This is a genomic window from Hydrogenophaga sp. FW305-3-2-15-A-LB1 (genome assembly GCF_058787875.1).
The window spans coordinates 21,352-44,098 of the sequence record NZ_JBYTAE010000050.1 but is presented as its reverse complement, the minus strand read 5'-3'; the positions used below and the strand labels follow the sequence as shown (position 1 = coordinate 44,098).

18 protein-coding genes are annotated in these 22,747 nt (G+C 66.9%); 11 read left to right on the top strand and 7 right to left on the bottom strand.

Features of this window, described 5'->3' with window-relative positions; translation table 11 throughout:
* The 8 genes from AC3WPZ_RS16325 to AC3WPZ_RS16290 all read left to right on the top strand — a co-directional run.
* On the top strand, window positions 1-287 hold a 287-nt coding region (locus AC3WPZ_RS16325), incomplete at its 5' end, for a permuted SH3 domain-containing protein (protein WP_492440552.1).
* Complete coding sequence (locus AC3WPZ_RS16320; RefSeq protein ID WP_444686845.1) at window positions 284-2,287, top strand: MacB family efflux pump subunit; 2,004 nt, start codon at window positions 284-286, stop codon at window positions 2,285-2,287. The genes AC3WPZ_RS16325 and AC3WPZ_RS16320, both read left to right, overlap by 4 nt.
* Before the next feature lie 8 nt (window positions 2,288-2,295).
* Window positions 2,296-3,705, top strand: coding sequence for an efflux transporter outer membrane subunit (locus AC3WPZ_RS16315; RefSeq protein WP_444687488.1), 1,410 nt, complete (start codon window positions 2,296-2,298; stop codon window positions 3,703-3,705).
* Window positions 3,706-3,863: 158 nt separating this feature from the next.
* Window positions 3,864-4,502 (top strand): PepSY-associated TM helix domain-containing protein, encoded by a 639-nt coding sequence (locus AC3WPZ_RS16310; protein WP_382320426.1) that lies wholly within the window; start codon window positions 3,864-3,866, stop codon window positions 4,500-4,502.
* A gap of 22 nt (window positions 4,503-4,524) precedes the next feature.
* On the top strand, window positions 4,525-5,037 hold the full coding sequence (locus tag AC3WPZ_RS16305) for a DUF2271 domain-containing protein (RefSeq protein WP_291118744.1): 513 nt from the start codon (window positions 4,525-4,527) through the stop codon (window positions 5,035-5,037).
* A gap of 18 nt (window positions 5,038-5,055) precedes the next feature.
* A complete protein-coding gene (locus AC3WPZ_RS16300) occupies window positions 5,056-5,994 on the top strand; it encodes a DUF4198 domain-containing protein (RefSeq protein WP_382156934.1) in 939 nt (312 codons plus the stop codon).
* Between the two features lie 76 nt (window positions 5,995-6,070).
* Window positions 6,071-7,090 (top strand): FAD:protein FMN transferase, encoded by a 1,020-nt coding sequence (locus AC3WPZ_RS16295; protein ID WP_444686844.1) that lies wholly within the window; start codon window positions 6,071-6,073, stop codon window positions 7,088-7,090.
* Window positions 7,087-8,466 (top strand): sulfite reductase subunit alpha, encoded by a 1,380-nt coding sequence (locus AC3WPZ_RS16290; protein WP_444686843.1) that lies wholly within the window; start codon window positions 7,087-7,089, stop codon window positions 8,464-8,466. Before AC3WPZ_RS16295 ends, AC3WPZ_RS16290 begins: the two co-directional genes overlap by 4 nt.
* Before the next feature lie 28 nt (window positions 8,467-8,494).
* On the opposite strand, the gene AC3WPZ_RS16285 is transcribed toward AC3WPZ_RS16290, so the two are convergent.
* The 3 genes from AC3WPZ_RS16285 to AC3WPZ_RS16275 form a co-directional block, all read right to left on the bottom strand.
* Complete coding sequence (locus AC3WPZ_RS16285; protein WP_444686842.1) at window positions 8,495-9,175, bottom strand: Fe2+-dependent dioxygenase; 681 nt, start codon at window positions 9,173-9,175, stop codon at window positions 8,495-8,497.
* Window positions 9,176-9,254: 79 nt separating this feature from the next.
* Complete coding sequence (locus AC3WPZ_RS16280) at window positions 9,255-11,480, bottom strand: catecholate siderophore receptor Fiu (RefSeq protein ID WP_444686841.1); 2,226 nt, start codon at window positions 11,478-11,480, stop codon at window positions 9,255-9,257.
* Between the two features lie 255 nt (window positions 11,481-11,735).
* A complete protein-coding gene (locus tag AC3WPZ_RS16275) occupies window positions 11,736-14,138 on the bottom strand; it encodes a TonB-dependent receptor domain-containing protein (RefSeq protein ID WP_444686840.1) in 2,403 nt (800 codons plus the stop codon).
* Window positions 14,139-14,572: 434 nt separating this feature from the next.
* On the opposite strand from AC3WPZ_RS16275, the gene ahpC reads away from it, so the two are divergent.
* Both ahpC and ahpF read left to right on the top strand, forming a co-directional pair.
* Entirely contained in the window at window positions 14,573-15,136 is a 564-nt protein-coding gene (gene ahpC, locus AC3WPZ_RS16270; protein ID WP_291111412.1) for an alkyl hydroperoxide reductase subunit C, read from the top strand.
* Window positions 15,137-15,286: 150 nt separating this feature from the next.
* Window positions 15,287-16,876, top strand: coding sequence for an alkyl hydroperoxide reductase subunit F (ahpF, locus tag AC3WPZ_RS16265; protein WP_382320416.1), 1,590 nt, complete (start codon window positions 15,287-15,289; stop codon window positions 16,874-16,876).
* A 48-nt stretch (window positions 16,877-16,924) separates the two neighbouring features.
* Here ahpF and AC3WPZ_RS16260 read toward each other — a convergent pair whose 3' ends face one another.
* The 4 genes from AC3WPZ_RS16260 to ppsR form a co-directional block, all read right to left on the bottom strand.
* A complete protein-coding gene (locus AC3WPZ_RS16260; protein ID WP_444686839.1) occupies window positions 16,925-18,631 on the bottom strand; it encodes a cation acetate symporter in 1,707 nt (568 codons plus the stop codon).
* A complete protein-coding gene (locus AC3WPZ_RS16255; RefSeq protein WP_444686838.1) occupies window positions 18,628-18,936 on the bottom strand; it encodes a DUF485 domain-containing protein in 309 nt (102 codons plus the stop codon). Before AC3WPZ_RS16255 ends, AC3WPZ_RS16260 begins: the two co-directional genes overlap by 4 nt.
* 105 nt (window positions 18,937-19,041) lie before the next feature.
* Complete coding sequence (locus tag AC3WPZ_RS16250) at window positions 19,042-19,236, bottom strand: hypothetical protein (RefSeq protein WP_444686837.1); 195 nt, start codon at window positions 19,234-19,236, stop codon at window positions 19,042-19,044.
* A gap of 119 nt (window positions 19,237-19,355) precedes the next feature.
* On the bottom strand, window positions 19,356-20,177 hold the full coding sequence (ppsR, locus tag AC3WPZ_RS16245) for a posphoenolpyruvate synthetase regulatory kinase/phosphorylase PpsR (protein WP_291111404.1): 822 nt from the start codon (window positions 20,175-20,177) through the stop codon (window positions 19,356-19,358).
* 165 nt (window positions 20,178-20,342) lie between these two features.
* Between ppsR and ppsA the strand changes: the two genes are divergently transcribed.
* Window positions 20,343-22,736 (top strand): phosphoenolpyruvate synthase, encoded by a 2,394-nt coding sequence (gene ppsA, locus AC3WPZ_RS16240; RefSeq protein ID WP_444686836.1) that lies wholly within the window; start codon window positions 20,343-20,345, stop codon window positions 22,734-22,736.
* The last annotated feature ends 11 nt before the right edge of the window (window positions 22,737-22,747 follow it).

The following is a 22,747-nucleotide window of genomic DNA, read 5'->3' as shown; positions in this document are numbered from 1 at the left end:
TCACCGCGCTGGGCCACCAGTCGGTGCGCGGCCCCCGCCAGGCCAAGGTCAAGGTCATGGCCGAGGACGGCACGATCGAAGAGCGTGACGTCACCATCGGCATCAGCAACCGGGTGCATGCCGAGGTGCTGTCGGGCCTGAAGGAAGGCGACCGCGTGATCGCCGGCGTGCGCGAACCCGAGCGCCGTCCTGCCAACCCGACACAGGGCACGGGCCTGGGGCAGCCGCAGGGCATGGGTGGTCCTGGTGGCATGCCGGGTGGCGCCGCCGGTGGGGCGCGCCGATGAGCCAGCTGCCGCAGTCGCATGAGGCCGAGGCGCTGCGCGCCGCGCCGCAGAGCGCGGGCGTGCCGCTGATCGACCTGAGCGGCATCACCAAGACCTACCACAACGGTGACCTGTCGGTCGAGGTGCTGCACGGCATCGACCTGCAGATCTACCCCGGTGAGCTGGTGGCCATCATGGGCGCGTCCGGTTCGGGCAAGTCCACCCTGATGAACATCCTGGGCTGCCTTGACAAGCCCACCACCGGCCGCTACCTCTTCATGGGCCGCGATGTCTCCGAACTGGAGCGCGACGAGCTCGCCGAGCTGCGCCGCGATGCCTTCGGCTTCGTGTTCCAGAGCTACAACCTCATCGCCACCGGCACCGCGGCGGACAACGTCGAGGTGCCCGCCGTCTACGCGGGCATCCCCCCGGCCGAGCGCCATCAGCGTGCCAGCGAATTGCTCGGCTCGCTGGGCCTGGGCGAGCGCATGCACCACCGGCCGAACCAGCTCTCGGGTGGCCAGCAGCAGCGCGTGTCGATCGCCCGCGCCTTGATGAACGGCGGCCGCGTGATCCTCGCCGACGAACCCACCGGCGCGCTGGACAGCAAGAGCGGCGCCGACGTGATGGTCCTGCTCAAGGAGCTGGCGGCGCAGGGGCACACGGTGATCCTCATCACCCACGCCGCCGAGGTCGCGCAACACGCGCAGCGCGTGATCGAGATCAAGGACGGCCACATCCTGGCCGACCCGGGCCCACGCCCGCCCGAAGGCCAGGCCGCGCTGGCGGCGCAGAACTGGACGGCGCGCGCCGGCCGCATCTCGCACCTGAGCGATGTGGTCGAGGCCGCCAAGACCGCGCTGCGCGCCCTGCGCGCCAACGTGTTCCGCGCCATCCTCACGCTGCTGGGCATCGTGATCGGCGTGGCCTCGGTGATCGCCATGCTGGCCATCGGTGACGGCGCCAAGCAGGTGGTGATCGACCGCATCAGCGCCATGGGCTCCAACCTGTTGCTGGTGCGCCCGGGCGCGCCCAACCAGCGGGGCTTCTCCAACACCGCGACGCTGGTGCTCGCCGACGTGAACGCGATCGACAAGGAAGTGCCCAACGTGCTGGCGGCCGTGCCCGAGCAGAGCAGCAACGCGACCTTGCGCTATGGCGAGTCCGACTATTCGAGCAGCATCCTGGGCACCTCATCCAAGTTCCCGCTCGCGCGCCAGTGGAAGGTGCAGCGCGGCACCTTCTTCACGGACGAGGACGAGCAGGAATACGCCACCGTGGCGGTGCTGGGCCAGACCGTGGCCAAGGCCCTGTTCCCTGGTGGCGAGGAGCCGCTGGGCAAGTTCGTGCTGGTGAACAACCTGATCTTCCAGGTGGTGGGCGTGATGAGCACGCGCGGCGCCTCGCCCAACGGGCAGGACCAGGACGACGTGGTGCTGGTGCCCTACGCCACCAGCCAGTTGCGCCTGTCGGGTCAGCGCTTCCTGCGCAACGTGACGGTGGCGGTGTCCGACGTGAGCCGCATCGACGAAACCCAGTCGGCGGTGGAATCCCTGCTGGCCGAGCGCCATGGCGTGATCGACTTCCAGATCCGCAACATGGCGTCGATCATCGACACCGCGACCGAGACGCAGAACACCATGACCATCCTGCTGGGCTCGATCGCGGCGATCTCGCTGCTGGTCGGTGGCATCGGGGTCATGAACATCATGCTGGTGAGCGTGACCGAGCGCACCCGCGAAATCGGCATCCGCATGGCCACGGGCGCGCGCATGCGCAACATCCTCCAGCAGTTCCTGATCGAGGCGCTGGTGGTCTCCGCGCTGGGCGGCCTGATCGGCGTCGTCATCGGCCTGGGCGTGGCCTTCGTGATCGGTGCCACCGGCACGGCGGTGCAGTTCTCCGTCACCCCGGTCGTGCTGGCGTTCGGCTGCGCCTTCGCCACCGGCCTGATCTTTGGCTACCTGCCCGCGCGCAAGGCCGCGCGGCTCGACCCCGTCGTGGCCCTGTCTTCCGAATGAACACCGTGATGAAACCGTCAATGTTCCCCTTGGCCAAACCGCTGCTCCTGGCCGCCGTGCTGGCCTTGCAGGCCTGTGCCAGCACCGAGCCGGCGCGTGGGCCGGTGGTCGAGATGCCCGCCGCCTTCGCGCCCGCGCTGCCCGCGACCGACGCGCCGCAGCTGACCACCGCCTGGTGGCAGTCCTTCGGCTCGCAGCCGCTGGAGCGCCTGATCGAAGAGGCGCAGGCCGGCAGCCCGGACCTGCGCATCGCGATCGAACGCATGCGCCAGGCCGACATCGCCCTGCAGCAGGCGGGCGTCTCGCGCCTGCCGTCGGTCAACGGCAGCCTGGGCAGCACGGCCGGCCGGACCGACGCGCCGGGCACCGCGTCTACCTCCCGCGAGTCGAGCAGTGCCGGGCTGTCCGTCAGCTACGAGGTTGATCTCTGGGGCCGCATCGCGGCCGGCGTGCGCGCGGGCGAGGCCTCGTTCCAGGCCAGCCAGTACGACTGGAAGACCGCGCGCCTGACGCTGCTCACGGCCGTGGCCAACAACTATTTCCTGTGGCTCAACACCGCCGAGCGCCTGCGCATCGCGCGCGAGAACCTGGCCATCGCCGAGCGCGTGCTGGCGATCGTGGAAGCGCGCCAGCGCAACGGCGTGGCCACGGCGCTGGAAGTGTCGCAACAGCGCACGACGGTGCTGTCGCAGCGCACGGCCTTGTTGCCCATCGAATTGCAGCAGCGCCAGACCGCCACCGCGCTCGCGCTGTTGCTGGGACGCGTGCCGCAAGGCTACGCGCCTGAAGCGGGTGAATTCACGCAGCTGCGTGTGCCCGCGCTGTCGCCGGGCCTGCCGTCCTCGCTGCTCACGCGCCGCCCCGATCTGGCGTCCGCGGAAGCGCAGCTGGCCGCGTCCGATGCCAACGTGGAAGTCGCGCGCAAGGCGCTGCTGCCGAGCCTGTCGCTGTCGGCGTCGGGCAGCCTGGGCACCTCGGCCCTGATCAGCCTGGCCGACCCCACGCGCAGCGTGTCGCTGGGCATTTCGCTGGCGCAATCGATCTTCGATGGCGGGCGCCAGCGCCTGCAGATCCGCAGCACCGAGTCCCAGCGCGTGGTGCTGATCGAGAACTACGGCAAGGCCATCCGCACCGCGCTCAAGGAGGTGGACGACGGCCTGGGCAACGTGGCGCGCAGCGAGCGCCAGGAAGCGCTGCAGCGCGAGGTGGTGGCGCAGGCGCGCCGCTCGCTGCAGCTGGCCGAGCTGCGGTATCGCGAGGGCAGTGGCGATCTGCTCTCGGTGCTGGACGCGCAGCGCACCCTGTTCGCCGCCCTGGACGCCCTGGCCACGCAAAGCCTCTCGCGCCTGACCGCCGCGCTGGACATGTACAAGGCCCTGGGCGGTGACTGGGCCGGTCCGCCGCCGCCGATTTCCTGAAAAACAGAAGCAGGACAGCAACTTTTTGCGGGGCTCCGAGGGCTTTTCTAAATGAGAATAGTTATAATTCTCAGGCTGATGAGCGCAGGCGGTTTCCGCCCTCGCGATGTCCCGCCTTCCGTTGGCTTCCGATCCGTTTCTGCGTTGTCTCTACTCCCGTGAAGAACCCCCCAGCCGCCCAAGCGGCGTCCAACCGTGCCTACTGGCTCAAGACCCTGCACCAGTGGCACTGGATCAGTTCGGCGCTGTGCCTGATCGGCATGCTGCTGTTCGCCTTCACGGGCATCACCCTCAACCACGCGGCCGACATCGCGGCCGCTCCCCAGGTGCAGCAGAAGCTGGTGCAATTGCCCGCCGAACTGCAGACGGCGCTCGCACCCAAGGACGACGAGCCTGACAACGCGGTGCTGCCGCCCGAGGTGCACCGCTGGCTGGCCGAGGCGCTGGACGTGCCCCTGCCCGGCACCACCGCCGAGTGGTCGCCCGAAGAGATCTACCTTTCGCTGCCGCGCCCCGGTGGCGATGCCTGGCTGCGCATCGAGCGCGAGTCGGGCAGCGTGGAGTACGAGCGCACCGACCGAGGCTGGATCTCCTACCTGAACGACCTGCACAAGGGCCGCCACACCGGCCTGGCCTGGAAGTGGTTTCTCGACATCTTCTCGGTGGCCTGCCTGGTGTTCTGCATCACCGGCCTGTTCATCCTCAAGTTCCACGCGACAAGCCGCCCCACGACCTGGCCCATGGTCGGCGCGGGCCTGGTGATTCCCTTGTTGCTCGTGATCCTGTTCATCCATTGATTGCCGAAGGAGCTGCGTTCCCATGTTGATCCGATACGCCACCGCCATTTCCGCGGCTGGGTTTGCCTTCCCCGCCCTGGCCGCCGACATGGCGCTCAAAGTCGAGATTCCGCGCTTGACCGTGGCGGAGTACCACCGCCCCTACGTGGCGATCTGGATCGAGAAGAACGACCAGTCCTTCGCGGGCAACCTCGCGGTCTGGTACGACATCAAGATGCGCAACAACGAGGGCACCAAGTGGCTCAAGGACATGCGCGCCTGGTGGCGCAAGAGCGGCCGCGAGCTCACGATGCCGGTGGACGGCATCAGTGGCGCCACGCGCGCGCCCGGCGAGCAGTCGGTGCAGTTCGCCGACAGCACCGCGCTGGGCAAGCTGGCCCCGGGTGAATACAGCCTCGTGCTCGAAGCCGCGCGCGAAGTGGGTGGCCGCGAAGTGGTGAAGGTGCCCTTCGTGTGGCCCCCCAAGGCCGCCACCACCACACAAGCGCGTGGCGAACACGAACTCGGCGCGATCAGCGTCACCGTCAAACCCTGACCCCGACTGGAGACCCTCATGAAAACCACCACCGTTCGCGCCCGCGTTCTCACCCTGGCCGCCGCGGCCGTGCTGGCCCTGCCGGCCGCCGTGCATGCGCACCGCTCCTGGCTGCTGCCCTCGGGCACCATCTACTCGGGCCAGCTGCCCTGGGTGTCGGTCGATGCCGCCGTCTCCAACGACATCTTCTATTACGAGCACAACGCCGCCGGCCTGGACAACCTCGTGGTGATCGGTCCCGATGGCCAGCCAGTGCAGGCCGAGAACCAGGCCAAGGGCCGCTACCGCAGCATGTTCGACGTGAAGCTCGACAAACCCGGCACCTACCGCCTCGCGCTGGTGAACGACGCCCTCATCGCCAGCTTCAAGGTGGGCACCGAGAGCAAGCGCCTGCGCGGCACCGCCGAGTCGCTGGCCAAGGAAATCCCTGCCAATGCGGAAGACCTGCGCGTGAGCCAGTCGCAGAACCGCGTGGAGACCTTCGTGACCTCCGGCAAGCCCACCACCGAAGCCCTCAAGCCCACGGGCCGCGGCATCGAGTTGGTGCCGGTGACGCACCCGAACGATCTGGTGGAAGGCGACACCGCCACCTTCCGTTTCATCGACAACGGCAAGCCCGCGGCCGGTTACGCGGCCACCGTCATCCTGGCCGGCCTGCGCTACCGCAGCGAGCTGGGTGAAATCCGCACCACGACCGACGACAAGGGCGAGATCAAGGTCAAGTGGCCAGCGGCCGGCATGTACTGGGTGAACATCGCGCCGCCGCGCGCGCCTGGCATGGGCGGTCCCGGCGGCGCTGGCGGTCCTGGCGCCGGTGGCCCCGCTGCGCCTGCCGCCGCGGGCGCAGCCCCTGCCGCCGACGCACCGCGTCCCGCGCCCACGGGCCCGGCAGGCACGCTGGCCGAGCCGGTCCGCCGCTCGGGCTACAGCCTGACGCTGGAAGTCCTGCCCCGTTGATGCCCCGGCGCAAGCCGGCATGCCCCAGACCATGCAGATGGCTGGGGTTGTTTTTTGGTTTTCTGACCCACGCAACATGAACCGTGTGCTGGTGCCCCTGGAGCTGGATGCTTCGATGCCCATGCTGGGTGCCCAGGCACACTGCCTGGACGGCCAGACCATGGGCACGACCTGGCAGGTGCGGTGGGTGGCGGCCGGTGCCTCGCCCAGCGAGCTGGTGCGCGTCGCCGTTCAGGACGAGCTGGATCTGGTCGTGGCCCAGATGAGCACCTGGCTGGAGAGCGCCGACCTGGAGCGCTTCAACCGCGCCCCGGCCGGCACGTGGCACACCGTGCCCGAGGCCATGGCCGAGGTGCTGGCGGCGGCCCTGTGGCTGGCCGAGATTTCCGGCGGTGCGTTCAACCCTGCTGCGGGCGCGCTGGTGAACCTCTGGGGCTTCGGCCCCAGCCCGCGCTACACCGACCCCGGCTTCACCCCTCCCACGGAGGGCGCGGTGCAGCACGCCCTGGCGCTCAACGACTGGCGCGCCCTGCAATGGCAAGCGGCCAGCCGCCAGCTTCACCAGCCCGGTGGCGTGCGGCTGGACTTCTCGGCGATCGCCAAGGGTTACGCGGTGGACCGGGTGTCGCGGCGGTTGAGCGGCATGGGCTTGCCCCACAGCCTGGTGGAGGTGGGGGGCGAGCTGCGGGGCCAGGGCTTGCGGCTGGGTGGCCAACCCTGGTGGGTGGACCTCGAATCGCCGCCCACCGCGCCTGGACAGGCACCGCTGCCCACCACACGCGTGGCCCTGCATGGGCTGTGCGTCGCCACCTCGGGCGATTACCGGCGCGTGTACACACACGATGGCGCGCGCTGGCCGCACACCATCGATCCGCGCAACGGCCGGCCGCTGGCGAATGGTCTGGCGTCCGTGAGCGTGCTGCACACCGAATGCCTGTGGGCCGATGCCTGGTCCACCGCGCTGACCGTGCTCGGAAGAGAGCAGGGCCTGGCCCTGGCCACCGCGCACGGCATCGCGGCCTTGTTCGTGCAGCGCGAGCCCGATGGCCGATTGACCGAAACCCTCACACCCGCGATGAAGGAACTCGCCGGATGACCAGCGAAAAATGGCTCTACGCCCTGGCCACGCTGCTGTGCTACGCCCTGCTGTGCGGCGCCATCGCCTGGCAGCACCGCAACCGGCAGCGCGCCGCGCAGCGCCGGGTGGATGCGCTGCTGCCGGCCACGCCAGGTGTGCCCGCGTGGTGGGTGGCGTACGCGAGCCAGACCGGCCAGGCCGAAGAGCTGGCCTTGCAGACCGCGCAGGCCTTGCACACGGCGGGCGTGCCGGTGCGCCTGGCGCCGCTGAGCCAGATCAGCCTGGCCGACCTGCAGCAGGCCGATCGCCTGCTCTGCATCGCGAGCACCTACGGCGAGGGCGATCCGCCCGACAGCGCCGTGCTGTTCGCCCGGCAGGTGATGGCCAACGCGGGTGTGACGCTGTCGCACCTGCACGTGGGCCTGCTCGCGCTGGGCGACAAGACCTACGCCCACTTCTGCGGCTTCGGCCGCCAGCTGGACCAGTGGCTGATGGACCGCGGCGCGCAGGCCCTGTTCGAGCGCATCGACGTGGACAAGAGCGATCCCGACGCGCTGCAGCGCTGGCGCCAGCACCTCGCGCACCTGGCCGGCACCAGCGACCTGCCGGATTGGGAGGCACCGGCCTTGCAGCCTTGGCGGCTGCGCGCGCGCCAGCACCTCAACCCCGGCAGCGCGGGCGAGGAGGTGCATCACCTGGAACTGGTGCCTGCTGAGGCCGGCGCGGCGTTGCCCGAGTGGCAGGCGGGCGACCTGGTGCAGGTGGAGGTGCCCACCGCGCCGGGCGAACCGCGCGACTACTCCATCGCTTCCGTGCCGCAGGACGGCGCCGTGCACCTGCTGGTGCGCCGCACGCGCCGCGCCGACGGCAGCCCCGGCCTGGCCTCGGGCTGGCTGACGCAAGCTGCGCAGACCGGCGACACCGTCACGCTGCGCGTGCGCTCGCATGGCGGTTTTCGCATTGGTGACAACGCTCAGCGTCCGTTGATCCTGATTGGCAACGGCACGGGCCTGGCGGGTTTGCGCGGGCACATGCGGGCGCGTATTGCGGCGGGGAAGGGGCAGGTGCCCATGTGGTTGTTGTTCGGCGAACGCAACGCGACGTGCGACGCGCACTACCGCGACGAGATCGACGCCTGGCAGCGCGATGGCTGGCTCCGCCGTGTGGACTGGGTGTTCTCGCGCGACCAGGCCGAGCGGCGCTATGTGCAACACGCCTTGGCCGAGGCCGCAGCGGACGTGAAGGAATGGGTCGGGCAGGGCGCTGCGGTGTACGTGTGCGGCAGCCTTGAAGGCATGGCCGGCGAAGTCAACGGCACGCTGCAGACCATCCTGGGCGAAGAGGCGCTGCAGCAGCTCACCGCCGACGGTCGCTACCGCCGCGACGTGTATTGAACCGGGTGGCGCATCCGGCGCGGGGGGATCAAGTCTCTGCCCATTGCTGCAACAGCTTGTGGTAGTGGCCGGTCAGCGCCACCACCTCGGCGGTGTCGCCCAGCTGGTTGCGCAGCTTGAGGATGGTCATGTCCAGATCGAACAGCATCGAGCGCCGCCACGCGTCGCGCACCAGACTTTGCGTCCAGAGGAACGAGGCCACGCGCACGCCGCTGGTCACCGGCTCCACGCGGTGCAGGCTGGTGGACGGATAGACGATCGCGTCGCCCGCATCGAGCTTGATCTCGTGCATGCCGAAGCTGTCCTCGGCGATCAGCTCGCCGCCTTGGTACTCGTCGGGTGAACTGAGGAACACGGTGGTGGACACGTCGGTGCGCACCTTCTGGCCGCTGAAGCGGTCGGTCTGGATCGTGTTGTCGATGTGGTTGCCATAGTGCCCACCGCCTTCGTAGCGGTTGAACATCGGCGGCAGCATGGTGGCTGGCAGCACGGCCGAGACGAACAGCGGATGGCGTTGCAGCGCCTGCGCGATGCGCTGCGAGAGCGGCGCGAACACGGGGGACGCGGTGTCGAGCTGCAGGTTGCGCTTGACGTTGGCCGCCTGCGGACCGGTGGAGCGCAGACCGTCCACCCAGCCCTGGGTGTCGAGCACCTGGCGGATCTCGGCCACTTCGGCTGGTGTGAGGACCTGGGGAATGTGCAGCAGCATGGACAGGGTTCCTGAAACGGGAAAAGGCCCGCCATGGGGCGGGCCTTTTCGATGGTAGCGTTCTGACGGGTGGTCGGGATCAGAACTTGACGTTGGCGGTCAGCGCAGCGGAGCGGGGCAGGCCCAGCGCCAGTCGGCCACCACCGTTGTTCAGGGCCATCAGGTATTCCTTGTCGAACAGGTTGTAGACGTTCAGGCGCAGGCTGACCTTGTCGGTGAGTTGGTAGGCGACCATCGCGTCGGCGACCCAGGACGAGGGGATGTTGGGCACGTTGCCCGTGCCGCCCACGGTGACGACGCGCTTTTGCTCGGAGGTGTAGCGAGCACCCAGGCCCAGCGTCAGCTTGTCCAGTTGGTACGAGCTCCACACGGTGGCGGTCAGGTCGGGCGACCAGCGCACGCCGTCGGTGACCGTGACCACGCCGGTGGTGGCGTTGCGCGAGCGCTGACTGAGCGCCTTCGTGCTGGTCTTGGCCAGGCCGGCCGTGATCTGCCAGAAGTTGGTGATCTGGCCCACGGCCGACAGCTCAAGACCTTGCACACGCGTTTTGCCGTACTGGAACACCTGGCCGGTGATGGGGTCTTGCGACGTCTGGCCATCGTTCTCGGTGCGGAACACGGCCGCGGCCACGTTCATGCGCTTGTTCAGCAGTTCCCACTTCGTGCCCAGTTCGATCGTGTCGGTCTTTTGCGGATCCAGCGTCGAATTGGCCTGGTTGCCTGCGGCGTTGCTCAACTGGAAGTTGCTGGTACCGGGCGGGGTGGCCGAGGTGGCGTACGAGGCGTAGACGCTGCCGTTTTCCGCCGGCTTGTAGACGCTGCCGACGCTCCAGCTCACGAGGCTGCGCGAATCGTCCAACAAGGTGCGAACGCCCCCTGAGGTGACGTTGTCGGTGCTCAGCTTGTAGACGTCCACACGCAGACCACCGTTGATCGACCAACGCTCGTTGAGCTTGGCGTTGTCAAACGCATAGGCGCTGATGGTGTTGGTGGTGCCGCCCGTTTCGCCTCCCGTGCGCCCGCCGAAGTTGGCCATGGTCTGGAACGGGTTCGGGTTGTACAGGTTGGCTGATGGCGTCGTGCCCACGGCGGTGCCATGGTCGAAGGAGTTCTGCTTTTCATGCAGCAACTCGACACCGGCTGCCAGGGAGTGCTCCATGCCGCCCGCCTTGAACTCGGTGTTCACGCTGGTCTGGTTGGCGAGGATGGTGTTTTCCTGATCGACGCGCTGGCGTGAGCGGGCCACCAGCCAGGTGGCCGGGTTGGCGGCCACCACGGCCGGGTTCACAGCGGTGGCGGCGGTGTTCGTGGCGGTGATGCCAATGATGCCGGTCAGCGTGCGGTCCATGTGGGTCTTGCCGAAACGCGTGATGTTGCGGATCGTCGTGCCTTGGCCCAGGTCGTGCTCGATCTTGGCCGTGATCATGTCGGCATCGACCTTTTCCTGGTCGTTGGGGCTGCCATAGAAGTTCTCGCGGCGCACCTTGGCGCCCAGCGGCGAGGTGAATCCTTCGTAGCCGATGGCGGGAATGCCGCCGTCCGGCACGTTCTTCTGGCGCAGGTGCTGGCTGAAGAGGTGCAGGCGGGTGGGCGTGCCCAGGCCGGTGACGTAGGACAGGCCCACGCCATAACCCTTGTTCTCCACATAGTCGCGGCCATCCACGCCACTGTCCTGCACCATGGCGTTCAGGCGGAAGGCGGAGGTTTCGCTCAGTTGCTTGTTCAGATCGACGGTGGCGCGCTTGCGGCTGGCGGTGCCGACCGTGCCGGAGGCGCTGCTTTCGTCACCCAGATGGGCCTGCTTGGAGATCAGGTTGATGAAGCCCGACGCAGCGCCACGGCCGGTTTCTGCACCGGCGGCGCCCTTGACGATCTCCACCTGTTCCAGGTTGAAGGTGTCGCGCGTGACGGCGCCGAGGTCGCGGATGCCGTCGACGAAGGTGTTCTGCTGCAGCGAGAAGCCGCGCAGCTGGAAGGTGTCGCCGGCCGAGGTGTTGCCGTTCTCACCCATCTGCATGGTGATGCCGGGGGTGTTGCGCAGGGCTTCCATCAGCGTGACCGCGCCTTGCTCTTCCAGCACTTCCTTCTTGATGATCTGGATGGTCTTGGGCGTGTCCACCAGCGGGGCCGTCATCTTCTCGTTGGCCGATTTGTCGGCCTTGTACGGCACCTCGGGGGCTTCCTTGACGGTCACCGTGGGCAGGGTGGTGGTCTGCTGCGCCATGCCGGCGGCAGGAACGGAGGCGGCCAGGAGGGCCAGGAGGTGGACGGGTTTGCTGTGCTTGCGGCTGCGGATATGGGCCATGGGTGAGTCCTTGCGGTGCGGGTGCGATGGTGTGTTGGCTGGCAGGCGTCCACATCACACCGGCACGGTGCAAGGGCACGGCAGGTCGTCGGGGGCTTTGGCTGGCTTCGGCCGGGATTATCACAAATAAAAATCATTCCTATTCACAATTTTTCCATTTTGTTGTGAATTGGCGTCAGGAACGACGAAAGGCGCCAGGGCCCTGAGGCCGTGGCGCGGGGTCGCTGAACGGGTCAGCGATTGAGGAAAAGCGCGTCAGAACCGCGCGTTCAGGCTGATCCAGAAATTGCGAGCCTTGGCCTTGACGTTGTAGTCGTCGCGGAAGACCGGCTGCTGGCCCCCCACGCAGGTGTTGCCGCTGGTGCAGCTCGTGAAGCTGGTGCTGTAGCTCGTGAAGTCGTGGTCCAGCAGGTTGTTGATGCGGGCGTTGAGCGTCACGTTCTTGCTGATGCGGTAGCTGCCACCGAGGTGCAGCATGTTGTAGGCCTTGTAGTACATCGCGCTGTTGGTCGGCGCGTCCCAGCCGCGGTAGCGGTCGGACACCGCCTCCAGGTTCAGGAACAGTTCCAGCGAAGGCGTGGCCGACCACGAGAGGGCAGCGTTGGCCATGTGCTTGGCGCTTTCCGACAGGGGGCGGCCGATGGCTGCACCGGTCTTCTGTTCCGAGTCGGTGTAGGTGTAGTTGGCGCGCACCATCCACGTCGGCGAGAGGCGGTAGCGGCCGGCCAGCTCCAGGCCCTTGAGTTCCGCGCGGCTGATGTTCTGCGTCTGGCTGAAGGAAGCGAAGCCCAGGTCGCGCCAGCCCAGTCCGACGTCGGCACAGGGCACGCCAGGCGCCGCGCCTTCGCAGTTGGCGATGGTCGGGCCGCCGCTGTCGATCTTGTCCTTGAAGCGGTTCTGGAACACCGTGGCGTTGAAGCTGTGGCCGTTCGTGCTGTTGAAGTAGGCCGCGAGTTCGCCGTTGACGCTGGTCTCGGGCTTCAGATCCGGATTGCCCACGAAGGGCGAGGTGCCCTGGCCACCGAAGCCGGTGATGCCTGGGAACAGCTGGCTGGTCTTGGGCGTCTTGTAGCCCGTGCTCACGCCACCCTTGAAGGTCCACGAAGGATTGGCCTCCCAGACACCGTACACGCGCGGGCTGGTCTGTCCGCCGAAGATGTTGTGGTTGTCGTGGCGCAGGCCCGTGGTGAGCGTGAAGCCGGGGCGCAGCTGCCAGTTGCCTTCGGCGAACACCGAGGTCATCTCGTGCTTCTGCACGGTGCCCGGCTGCGGGTTGTTGCCGAACATGCCGAAGGTGCCGTCCTCCATTTCGCCGTCGATGTACTGGCCGCCCACCACGACGAGGTGGTTGCCCAGCGGGATGTCGAGCTTGCCGTCCAGCGTGTACTGGCGGGTCTCCATCACGCGCGCGGGGCGCGGCAGGAAGGACTCCAGCGTGGCGCGTTGCGCGGGCGTCATGTTGTTGAGCTTGGCCGTGGCGTTGGCGCCGGGCACCGCGGCCCACAGGGCCTGCAGGCGCGCCCGCTCCTCGGGGGAGAAGGGCAGGGTGCGGCCCTTGTTGGCCGTGTCCACGTAGGACAGCGAGATCTCGCTGTTGCCGATGTCCCACTTGCCCTTGTGCGTCAGCGACCACTGGTCGCGCGTGAACTTCTGTTCAGGCAGGTAGCCCACCTGGGGTGCTGCGAACGTGGCGTTGTTCGAGCGCCAGATCGTGGCGATGCTGTCCACCGTGCCCAGAGGGAAGCTGCCGTCGGCTTCGGGGCGGTTGTTGTAGGTCTGGCGTGAAGTGTCGACGTCGAACAGGAATTCGTGGCGGGCGCTGGGCGTGAGCGCCAGGCGCATGCCCAGGCTCTGGTTCTTGTTGTCCACCGTCTTGCCGCCGCCGCCGAAGCCCAGGGCGCGCGGGCGCACGGCGCCGTTGGGATACACCACGTCCGCGTACTCGGGGCGTGATGCGTCCCGGTCGTACAGGCTGCCGCGCAGCTGGAAGCCGAGCACGCCGGGCTTGATCGGGCCCATGAGGTTGAAGTCGGTGGTCTTGTCGTCACCGAAGTCGCTGTTGCCCTGCACGGTGAAGGACTGCGTGACCGAGCCGGTCCATTGGTCGGGGATCTTGCGCGTGATGATGTTGATCACGCCGCCCAGCGCGTCCGCGCCGTACAGCGTGGACATGGGGCCGCGGATGACTTCGATGCGCTCGATCGTCTCGATCGGCGGGATGTGGTTGAACTGGTTGCCGCCGAAGGAGTTGGGGTACAGGTCGCCGTTGTTGTTCTGGCGCTTGCCGTCGATCAGGATCAGCGTGTAGTCGGCGCCCATGCCCCGGATGCTGATGGTGCCCTGACCGGTTTTGTCCGTGGTCTCGCCCACGTCCACGCCCTCGATGTCGCGCACGGCATCCAGCAGGGTGGTGTAGGGGCGCTTCGCGAGCTCTTCGCGCGTCACCACCGAAATGCTGGCGGGCGCATCGGCAATCTTCTGTTCGACGCCAGAGGCGGACACCACGACTTCGGACAGCGAGCCCTCGGCTTGCTGGGCGTGGGCCGCGCCCAGGCTCAGCGCGTACAGGCTGCAGGCCACGGCGGTGGCTTGCAAGGGGAAGCGGTAGCCCGACGAAACGCCGCGCTGGCCAGCCGACGGGGTGGATGCTCTCGACATCGAAAATCCTTACGTATGCATGCGTTGATGGAGTTGGCTGGCATGCATCCACTCGGTATCGCGCGCATCACACAAGGGACGGGGGCTGGGGAGGGGCTGGCTGGCTACTTTTCTTATTATTACAAATGAAAACCATTCTTGTTAAGTTTTTGATAATTTTTTTGTGATAGCTCGTTCGGTGCCTGCCGTAAAGCTTCCGGCGGGAACGCGGTTTGCCCTCTGAAATCTCGCCAAAACGCTGCTGTCGCCGGAATGTGGTAAACACGAACGGCCCTCATCGGGCGAGTTGCTGCACAGCAACAAGAAAAGCTATCGGGTGGATAAACACTATCAATCCCGAAGATTGGTAGTTATTTGCTATCATTCACCCCATGGCGATACGGAAAACCCTTTCTGATCGCCGCCTCTTTCTCAACCCCAACCCAAGGAAAACCATGTCCCTGATCAATACCACCGTCCAGCCTTTCAAGACCACGGCCTTTCTGAACGGCAAGTTCATCGACGTCAGCGACGAGACGCTGAAGGGCAAGTGGTCGGTGCTGATCTTCATGCCCGCTGCCTTCACCTTCAACTGCCCCACCGAAGTGGAAGACGCGGCCGAGAACTACGCCGAATTCCAGAAGGCCGGTGCCGAGGTCTACATCGTCACGACCGACACGCACTTCTCGCACAAGGTGTGGCACGAAACCTCGCCCGCCGTGGGCAAGGCCAAGTTCCCGCTGGTGGGCGACCCGACCCACGTGCTGACCAACGCTTTCGGCGTGCACATCCCTGAAGAAGGCCTGGCGCTGCGCGGCACCTTCATCATCAACCCCGAAGGCACGATCAAGACCGCCGAGATCCACTCCAACGAGATCGCCCGTGACGTGAAGGAAACGCTGCGCAAGCTCAAGGCCGCCCAGTACACCGCCGCCCACCCCGGCGAAGTGTGCCCGGCCAAGTGGAACGAAGGCGCCAAGACCATCGCTCCTTCGCTGGACCTGGTCGGCAAGATCTGATCCTCCGTTCCATCCGCGATGAGGCCCAGCCTCTCCGGTTGCACGTCGAAGAACCCGCGGGCCCAGAAGGCCCGCCGGGTGGACCCCTGGCCGCCTTTCAATCCCTGAGGAGGCCGGTTCTCAAAGTCGCTTAGATAAAGGAAATACAACATGTTGGACGACACCCTCAAGGCTCAACTCGGCGCTTACCTCGAGCGCGTGACACAACCTTTCGAGATCGTCGCCTCCTTGAGCGACTCTGAGAGCTCCCGGGAAATGCTTGATCTGCTGCAGACCATCCAGGCGCTGCGCAGCGACAAGATCACCCTGAAGACCGACGGCCAGGATGCGCGCCGGCCTTCGTTCACCCTGCAGCGCGCGGGCAGCGACACTTCGCTGCGCTTCGCCGGACTGCCGCTGGGCCACGAGTTCACCTCGCTGGTGCTGGCCCTGCTGTGGACCGGCGGCCACCCGCCCAAGGTCGAGCAGGACGTGCTCGAACAGATCCAGGCGCTGGACGGTGACTTCAATTTCGAGGTCTACATGTCCCTGACCTGCCACAACTGCCCGGACGTGGTGCAGGCACTGAGCCTGATGGCGATCCGGAACCCGAAGATCAAGACCACGGTCATCGAAGGCGGTGCCTTCCAGGACGAGGTGACGGCGCGCGAGATCATGGCCGTACCCATCGTGTTCCTCAACGGCCAGGTGTTCGGTTCGGGTCGCATGACGGTGGAAGAGATCGTCGGCAAGCTGGACGTGAACGCCGATGCGCGCGAAGCCGCGAAGCTCAACGCCAAGGACCCGTTCGACGTGCTGATCGTCGGCGGCGGCCCGGCTGGTGCCGCGGCGGCGGTGTACGCCGCCCGCAAGGGCATCCGCGTGGGCGTGGCGGCCGAGCGTTTCGGCGGCCAGGTCAATGACACGATGGCGATCGAGAACTACATCAGCGTGCTCGAAACCGACGGCCCGAAGTTCGCCGCCGCGCTCGAAGCGCAGGTGCGCCACTACGACGTGGACATCATGAACCTGCAGCGCGCCGACAAGCTGATCCCGGCGAGCGAGCCCAACGGCCTGGTGCAGGTGCAGATGGCCAATGGCGCGGTGCTGAGCGCGCGCAGCGTGATCCTGTCCACCGGCGCGCGCTGGCGCAATGTCAACGTGCCCGGCGAGGCCGAGTACCGCAACAAGGGTGTGGCTTACTGCCCGCACTGCGACGGTCCGCTGTTCAAGGGCAAGCGCGTGGCGGTGATCGGTGGCGGCAACTCGGGTGTCGAGGCCGCGATCGACCTGGCCGGCATCGTGCAGCACGTGACGCTGATCGAGTTCGCCGATGCGCTCAAGGCCGACGCCGTGCTGGTGAGCAAGCTCAAGAGTCTGCGCAACGTGGACATCCACGTGAATGCGCAGACGACCGAGATCACCGGCGCCGACGGCAAGGTGAATGGCCTGAGCTACAAGGACCGCGCGAGCGGCGACGTGAAGCACGTCGAACTCGAAGGCGTGTTCGTGCAGATCGGCCTGGTGCCCAACACCGAGTTCCTCAAGGGCACGGTGGAGCTGAGCCGCTTCGGCGAGATCGTGGTGGACGCCAAGGGCCACACCAACGTGCCCGGCGTGTTCGCGGCGGGTGACTGCACGACGGTGCCGTACAAGCAGATCGTGATTGCCGCCGGTGAGGGTTCGAAGGCCGCGCTCAGCGCCTTCGACCACCTGATCCGCCAGCCGGTGGTGGCACCGGCCGAGGCCGTCGCGGCCTGATGCGACGAAGCCAGAGCCGAGGCGGCGCCTCGGCCTGGCTTCTGCCCCTCAATGCGCGGCGGCCGCCGCAGCGCCGATGCCCGTCTCCGAGCGCACCTGCTGGGCCAGGAAACCGGCGCGGTCCACCCGCGCGCGCTGGCTCTTGTCCAGCACCGAGAACAGCCAGATGCCGATGAAACCGATCGCCATCGAGAACAGCGCCGGCGAGGTGTAGGGGAACAGCGCCGAACCCTTGGGGTTGCCCAGCGTGGCTTCCCACACCGAGGGCGAGACCACGGTGAGGGCCACCGAGGACACCAGACCCAGGAAACCGCCGATGACCGCGCCCTTGGTGGTGCAGTCTTTCCACAGCACGCTCATGAAGAGCACGGGGAAGTTGGCCGAGGCCGCGATGGCGAAAGCCAGCGAGACCATGAAGGCGATGTTCTGCTTTTCGAAGGCGATGCCCAGCACCACCGCGACAACGCCCAGGCAGAGCGTGGTGATCTTGGACACCCGCAGCTCGGCGGCCGAGTCGGCCTTGCCTTTCTTCAGCACGGTGGCATAGAGGTCGTGCGACACGGCCGAGGCGCCCGAGAGCGTGAGGCCGGCCACCACGGCCAGGATGGTGGCGAAGGCCACGGCCGAGATGAAGCCCAGGAACACGTTGCCGCCCACGGCGCTGGCCAGGTGCACAGCGGCCATGTTGTTGCCGCCGAGCAGGCCGCCCTTGGCATCGAGGAACTGCGGGTTGGTCAGCACGAAGGTGATGGCGCCGAAGCCGATGATGAAGGTCAGCAGGTAGAAGTAGCCGATCCAGCCGGTGGCCCACATCACGGACTTGCGCGCTTCCTTGGCGCTGGGCACGGTGAAGAAACGCATCAGGATGTGGGGCAGGCCGGCGGTGCCGAACATCAGCGCCATGCCGAAGCTGATGGCCGAAATCGGGTCCTTGACGAAGTTGCCCGGGCCCATGATGGACTGCCCGATGGAGGCCGCGGCCTCGGCCACCTTGCCGTCCTTGAGCGCGAGTTCGGTCTTGATCTTCACCGCACCGGCGAACATGGCTTCGGGGCTGAAGCCGAAGTGCAGCAGCACCATGAAGGCCATGAAGGACGCGCCGCCGAGCAGCAGGCAGGCCTTGATGATCTGCACCCAGGTGGTGGCGGTCATGCCGCCGAAGAGCACGTAGACCATCATCAGCGCGCCCACGATCACCACGGCGATCCAGTACTCCAGGCCGAACAGCAGCTTGATCAGTTGCCCCGCACCCACCATTTGCGCGATCAGGTAGAACGCGACCACCACCAGCGTGCCCGAGGCCGCGAAGATGCGGATGGGCGCCTGCTGGAAGCGGAACGCGGCCACGTCGGCGAAGGTGAACTTGCCCAGGTTGCGCAGGCGCTCTGCCATCAGGAAGGTGATGACGGGCCAGCCCACCAGGAAGCCGATGGAGTAGATCAGGCCGTCGAAGCCCGAGGCCATCACCGCCGCGGAGATGCCGAGGAACGAAGCCGCCGACATGTAGTCGCCCGCGATGGCCAGGCCGTTCTGGAAGCCCGTGATGCAGCCGCCGGCGGTGTAGAAGTCGGACGCGGAGCGGGTCTTGGCGGCCGCCCATTTGGTGATGTACAGCGTGCCCAGCACGAAGAGGCCGAACATGCCGATGGCGGTCCAGTTGGTGGCCTGTTTGTCGGCCTGGCCGAGGTCGGCGCCGGCGGCCCAGGCCGCGACGGACACGCTGGCCAGGGCCAGCAGGGTGAGCACGCGCCTCATTTCCGCACCGCCTTGGCCACGGCCGCGGAGAGTTCGTCGAACTCGGTGTTGGCGCGCTTGACGTAGACCGCCGTGATGACGATCGTGAAGACGATGACGCCAAAGCCCAGCGGGATGCCGACGGTCATGACGCCATCGCCCGTGAGCCGCGACAGCAAGGCCTTGTCAAAGGCCACCAGCAGGATGAAGCCGTAGTACACGACCATCATCGCCAGCGTCAGCCACCAGCCGAAGCGCGATCGTTTGGCCTTGAGTTGAAGGTAGGCGGGGTTGCTCGCGATCTGTTGAACCAGACTCTCGTCCATGCATGTCTCTCGGGTTGATTTCGGGTGACATGGAGCGTAGGACCTGGCACTTACGGAGCACTGACCCCGGGCTGACGCGGGGCTGACCCGCGCCTTGTTCCTGGCTTACTTCGGCTGTTCGGCCGGCGCGGGTGCGGCGGGGGTGGCAGGTGCCGCTGCCGGTGCGGCAGGCGCCGCCTGCTCGGTGTGCGGTGCATCCATGCCGTGCTTCTCACCGCCCATGTCGATGTCGCCACCCTTCATGAGTGCAAAGAGGGCGACGGCGGCGAAGATGACGAAGGCGATGAAGATCTTGATCATGTCTCGAATAGGTGTTGGCGTCTGCCGTGAAGGCAGGGGAGGGCGGGAACGGGCAGGGCCCGCCAGCCCATTTTTCGGGCACTGGCTGACGTCTTTCTGACAGCGCCCGAGCCGAGCCCTCAGTACTCCAGGCGCTCGGGCCGGATCTCCTGCAGGATCGTGGTGGCGATTTCCTCGATCGACTTCGTGGTGGTCGAGAGCCAGCGGATGCCTTCGCGGCGCATCATGGCCTCGGCCTCGGCCACTTCCATGCGGCAGTTGTCGAGTTGCGCATAGCGCGAGTTGGGCCGGCGCTCGTTGCGGATCTCGCTCAGCCGCTCGGGCGCGATCGTCAGACCGAAGATCTTCTTGCGGTGCGGCACCAGGGCAGGGGGCAGCTGGCGGCGCTCGAAGTCTTCCGGGATCAGCGGGTAGTTCGACGCCTTCAGGCCGTACTGCATCGCCAGGTAGAGCGAGGTCGGGGTCTTGCCGCTGCGGCTCACGCCGACCAGGATCACGTCCGAGCCCTCCAGGTCCTTGTGGCTCTGGCCGTCGTCGTGGGCCAGCGAGAAATTGATGGCCTCAATTCGGTCGTGGTAGGCCTGGCTCTTGGAGGCGTCCGAGAAACGGCCCACGCGGTGGTTGGACTTGATGCCGAGCTCGTGCTCCAGGGGGGCGACGAAGGTGCCGAACATGTCCAGCAGCACGCCCTTGCACTGGGTTCGGAACACCGACAGCACGTCCATGTCGACCACCGTCGTGAACACCAGCGGTCGCTTGCCTTCGACGTCGGCGACGTGGTTGATCTGGCGCACCGCCTGGTGCGCCTTGTCCACGCTGTCCAGGAAAGGCAGCCGGACCCGGCGCATGGTGGCCTCGAACTGGTTCAGGATGGCGTTGCCGAAGGTTTCGGCCGTGATGCCGGTGCCGTCCGAGATGAAGAAGACCGTTCGATTGGGCATGTGGGCCGCGTCCTTACAATGCTGGGTGTTGTGTCTGCGCCAGCCATTATCCTGCCGCAGGCGCCCCCGTATCTGCTTCCCTGCCCGGCGTCGGACCCACAACAGAACAACAGGTCGCCCCGCTGGCGCTTGGAACCCCGGTTTTTCAACCTTAGGAGCTTTCCCATGTCCCAGCTGTTTGGAGCGACCGATCTGGTCGTGCCGTTCGAAAAACTGCGAATGAGCGATGTCGAGTCCGTCGGCGGCAAAAATGCCAGCCTCGGCGAGATGATTTCGCAACTGCCCACCGGCGTGAAGGTGCCGACCGGCTTTGCCACCACGGCGCACGCCTTCCGCGAATTCCTCAAGCACGACGGCCTGACCGAGCGCATCAACGCCCGGCTGGACCAGCTGGACACCGAAGACGTGCGGGCTCTGGCTCAGGCCGGTGCCGAGATCCGCGCCATGGTCGAAAACCAGCCGTTCCCGGCCGACCTGGAAAAAGCGATCCGCGACGCCTTCGTGACCCTGAGCGCCGGCAACGCCAAGGCCTCGTTCGCGGTGCGCTCCTCGGCCACGGCCGAAGACCTGCCCGACGCCTCGTTCGCCGGCCAGCAGGAAACCTTCCTCAACGTGGTGGGCATCGAAGAGGTGCTGCACAAGATGAAGGAGGTGTTCGCCTCGCTGTACAACGACCGCGCCATCAGCTACCGCGTGCACAAGGGCTTCGCCCATGCCGACGTGGCGCTCTCCGCCGGCGTGCAGCGCATGGTGCGCTCCGACACCGGCGCGGCCGGCGTCATGTTCACCATCGACACCGAGAGCGGCTTCGAGGACGTGGTCTTCATCACCTCCAGCTACGGCCTGGGCGAAACGGTGGTGCAGGGCGCGGTGAACCCGGACGAGTTCTACGTGCACAAGCCCATGCTCAAGGCGGGCAAGCGCGCGCTGATCCGCCGCAACCTGGGCTCCAAGCTGATCCAGATGGTGTTCAGCACGCCCGAGGAAAAGGCCGGCAGCGGCAAGCTGGTGAAGACCATCGATGTGCCGGTGGAGCAGCGCAACCGCTACAGCCTGTCCGATGCCGACGTCGAACAGCTGGCGAAATACGCGCTGGTGATCGAGCAGCACTATGGCCGCCCGATGGACATCGAGTGGGGCAAGGACGGCACCGACGGCCAGATCTACATCCTGCAGGCCCGGCCCGAGACGGTGAAGAGCCAGAGCGCCGGCAAGACCGAGGTGCGCTACAAGCTCAAGGGCAAGGGTGCCGTGCTGGCCAGCGGTCGCGCGATCGGCCAGAAGGTGGGCACCGGCCCCGTGCGCCTGGTGCACAACATCAGCGAGATGGACAAGGTGCAGCCCGGCGACGTGCTGGTGACCGACATGACCGACCCGAACTGGGAACCGGTGATGAAGCGCGCCAGCGCCATCGTGACCAACCGGGGCGGGCGCACCTGCCACGCCGCCATCATCGCGCGCGAGCTGGGCATCCCGGCCGTGGTGGGCTGCGGCGACGCGACCGACCTGCTCAAGGACGGCACGCTGGTCACCGTGAGCTGCGCCGAGGGCGACACCGGCAACATCTACGACGGCCTGCTGGAGACCGAAATCACCGAGGTGCAGCGCGGTGACATGCCGCCGCTGGACGTGAAGATCATGATGAACGTGGGCAACCCCCAGCTGGCCTTCGACTTCGCCCAGATCCCCAACGGCGGGGTGGGCCTGGCGCGGCTGGAGTTCATCATCAACAACAACATCGGCGTGCACCCCAAGGCCATCCTCGACTACCCGAACATCGATGCCGACCTGAAGAAGGCGGTGGAGTCCGTCGCGCGGGGACATGCCTCGCCGCGCGCGTTCTACGTCGACAAGGTGGCCGAAGGCGTGGCCACGATCGCGGCGGCTTTCTGGCCCAAGCCCGTCATCGTTCGCCTGTCCGACTTCAAGAGCAACGAGTACCGCAAGCTGGTGGGCGGCTCGCGCTACGAACCCGAGGAAGAGAACCCCATGCTGGGTTTCCGGGGTGCGGCGCGCTACGTCAGCCACGAGTTCCGCGAAGCCTTCGCCATGGAGTGCGAGGCGCTCAAGCGCGTGCGCGAGGACATGGGCCTGAGCAACGTGCAGGTGATGGTGCCCTTCGTGCGCACTCTGGCCCAGGCCGAGCGCGTGACCGGGCTGCTGGCCGAAAAGGGCCTGGCGCGCGGCGTGAACGACCTCAAGGTCATCATGATGTGCGAGATCCCTAGCAACGCGGTGCTGGCCAAGCAGTTCCTGCAGTTCTTCGACGGCTTCTCGATCGGCTCCAACGACCTGACGCAGCTCACGCTGGGCCTGGACCGCGATTCGGGCCTGGAGCTGCTGGCGCACGACTTCGACGAGCGCGACCCGGCCGTCAAGGCCATGCTGACCATGGCCATCGGCGCCTGCAAGGCCGAAGGCAAGTACGTGGGCATCTGCGGCCAGGGCCCCAGCGACCACCCCGATTTCGCCGAGTGGCTGCGCGACGAGGGCATCAGCTCGATCTCGCTCAACCCGGACAGCGTGATCGACACCTGGAAGCAGCTGGCCAAGGAGTGATCGCCTCGCTG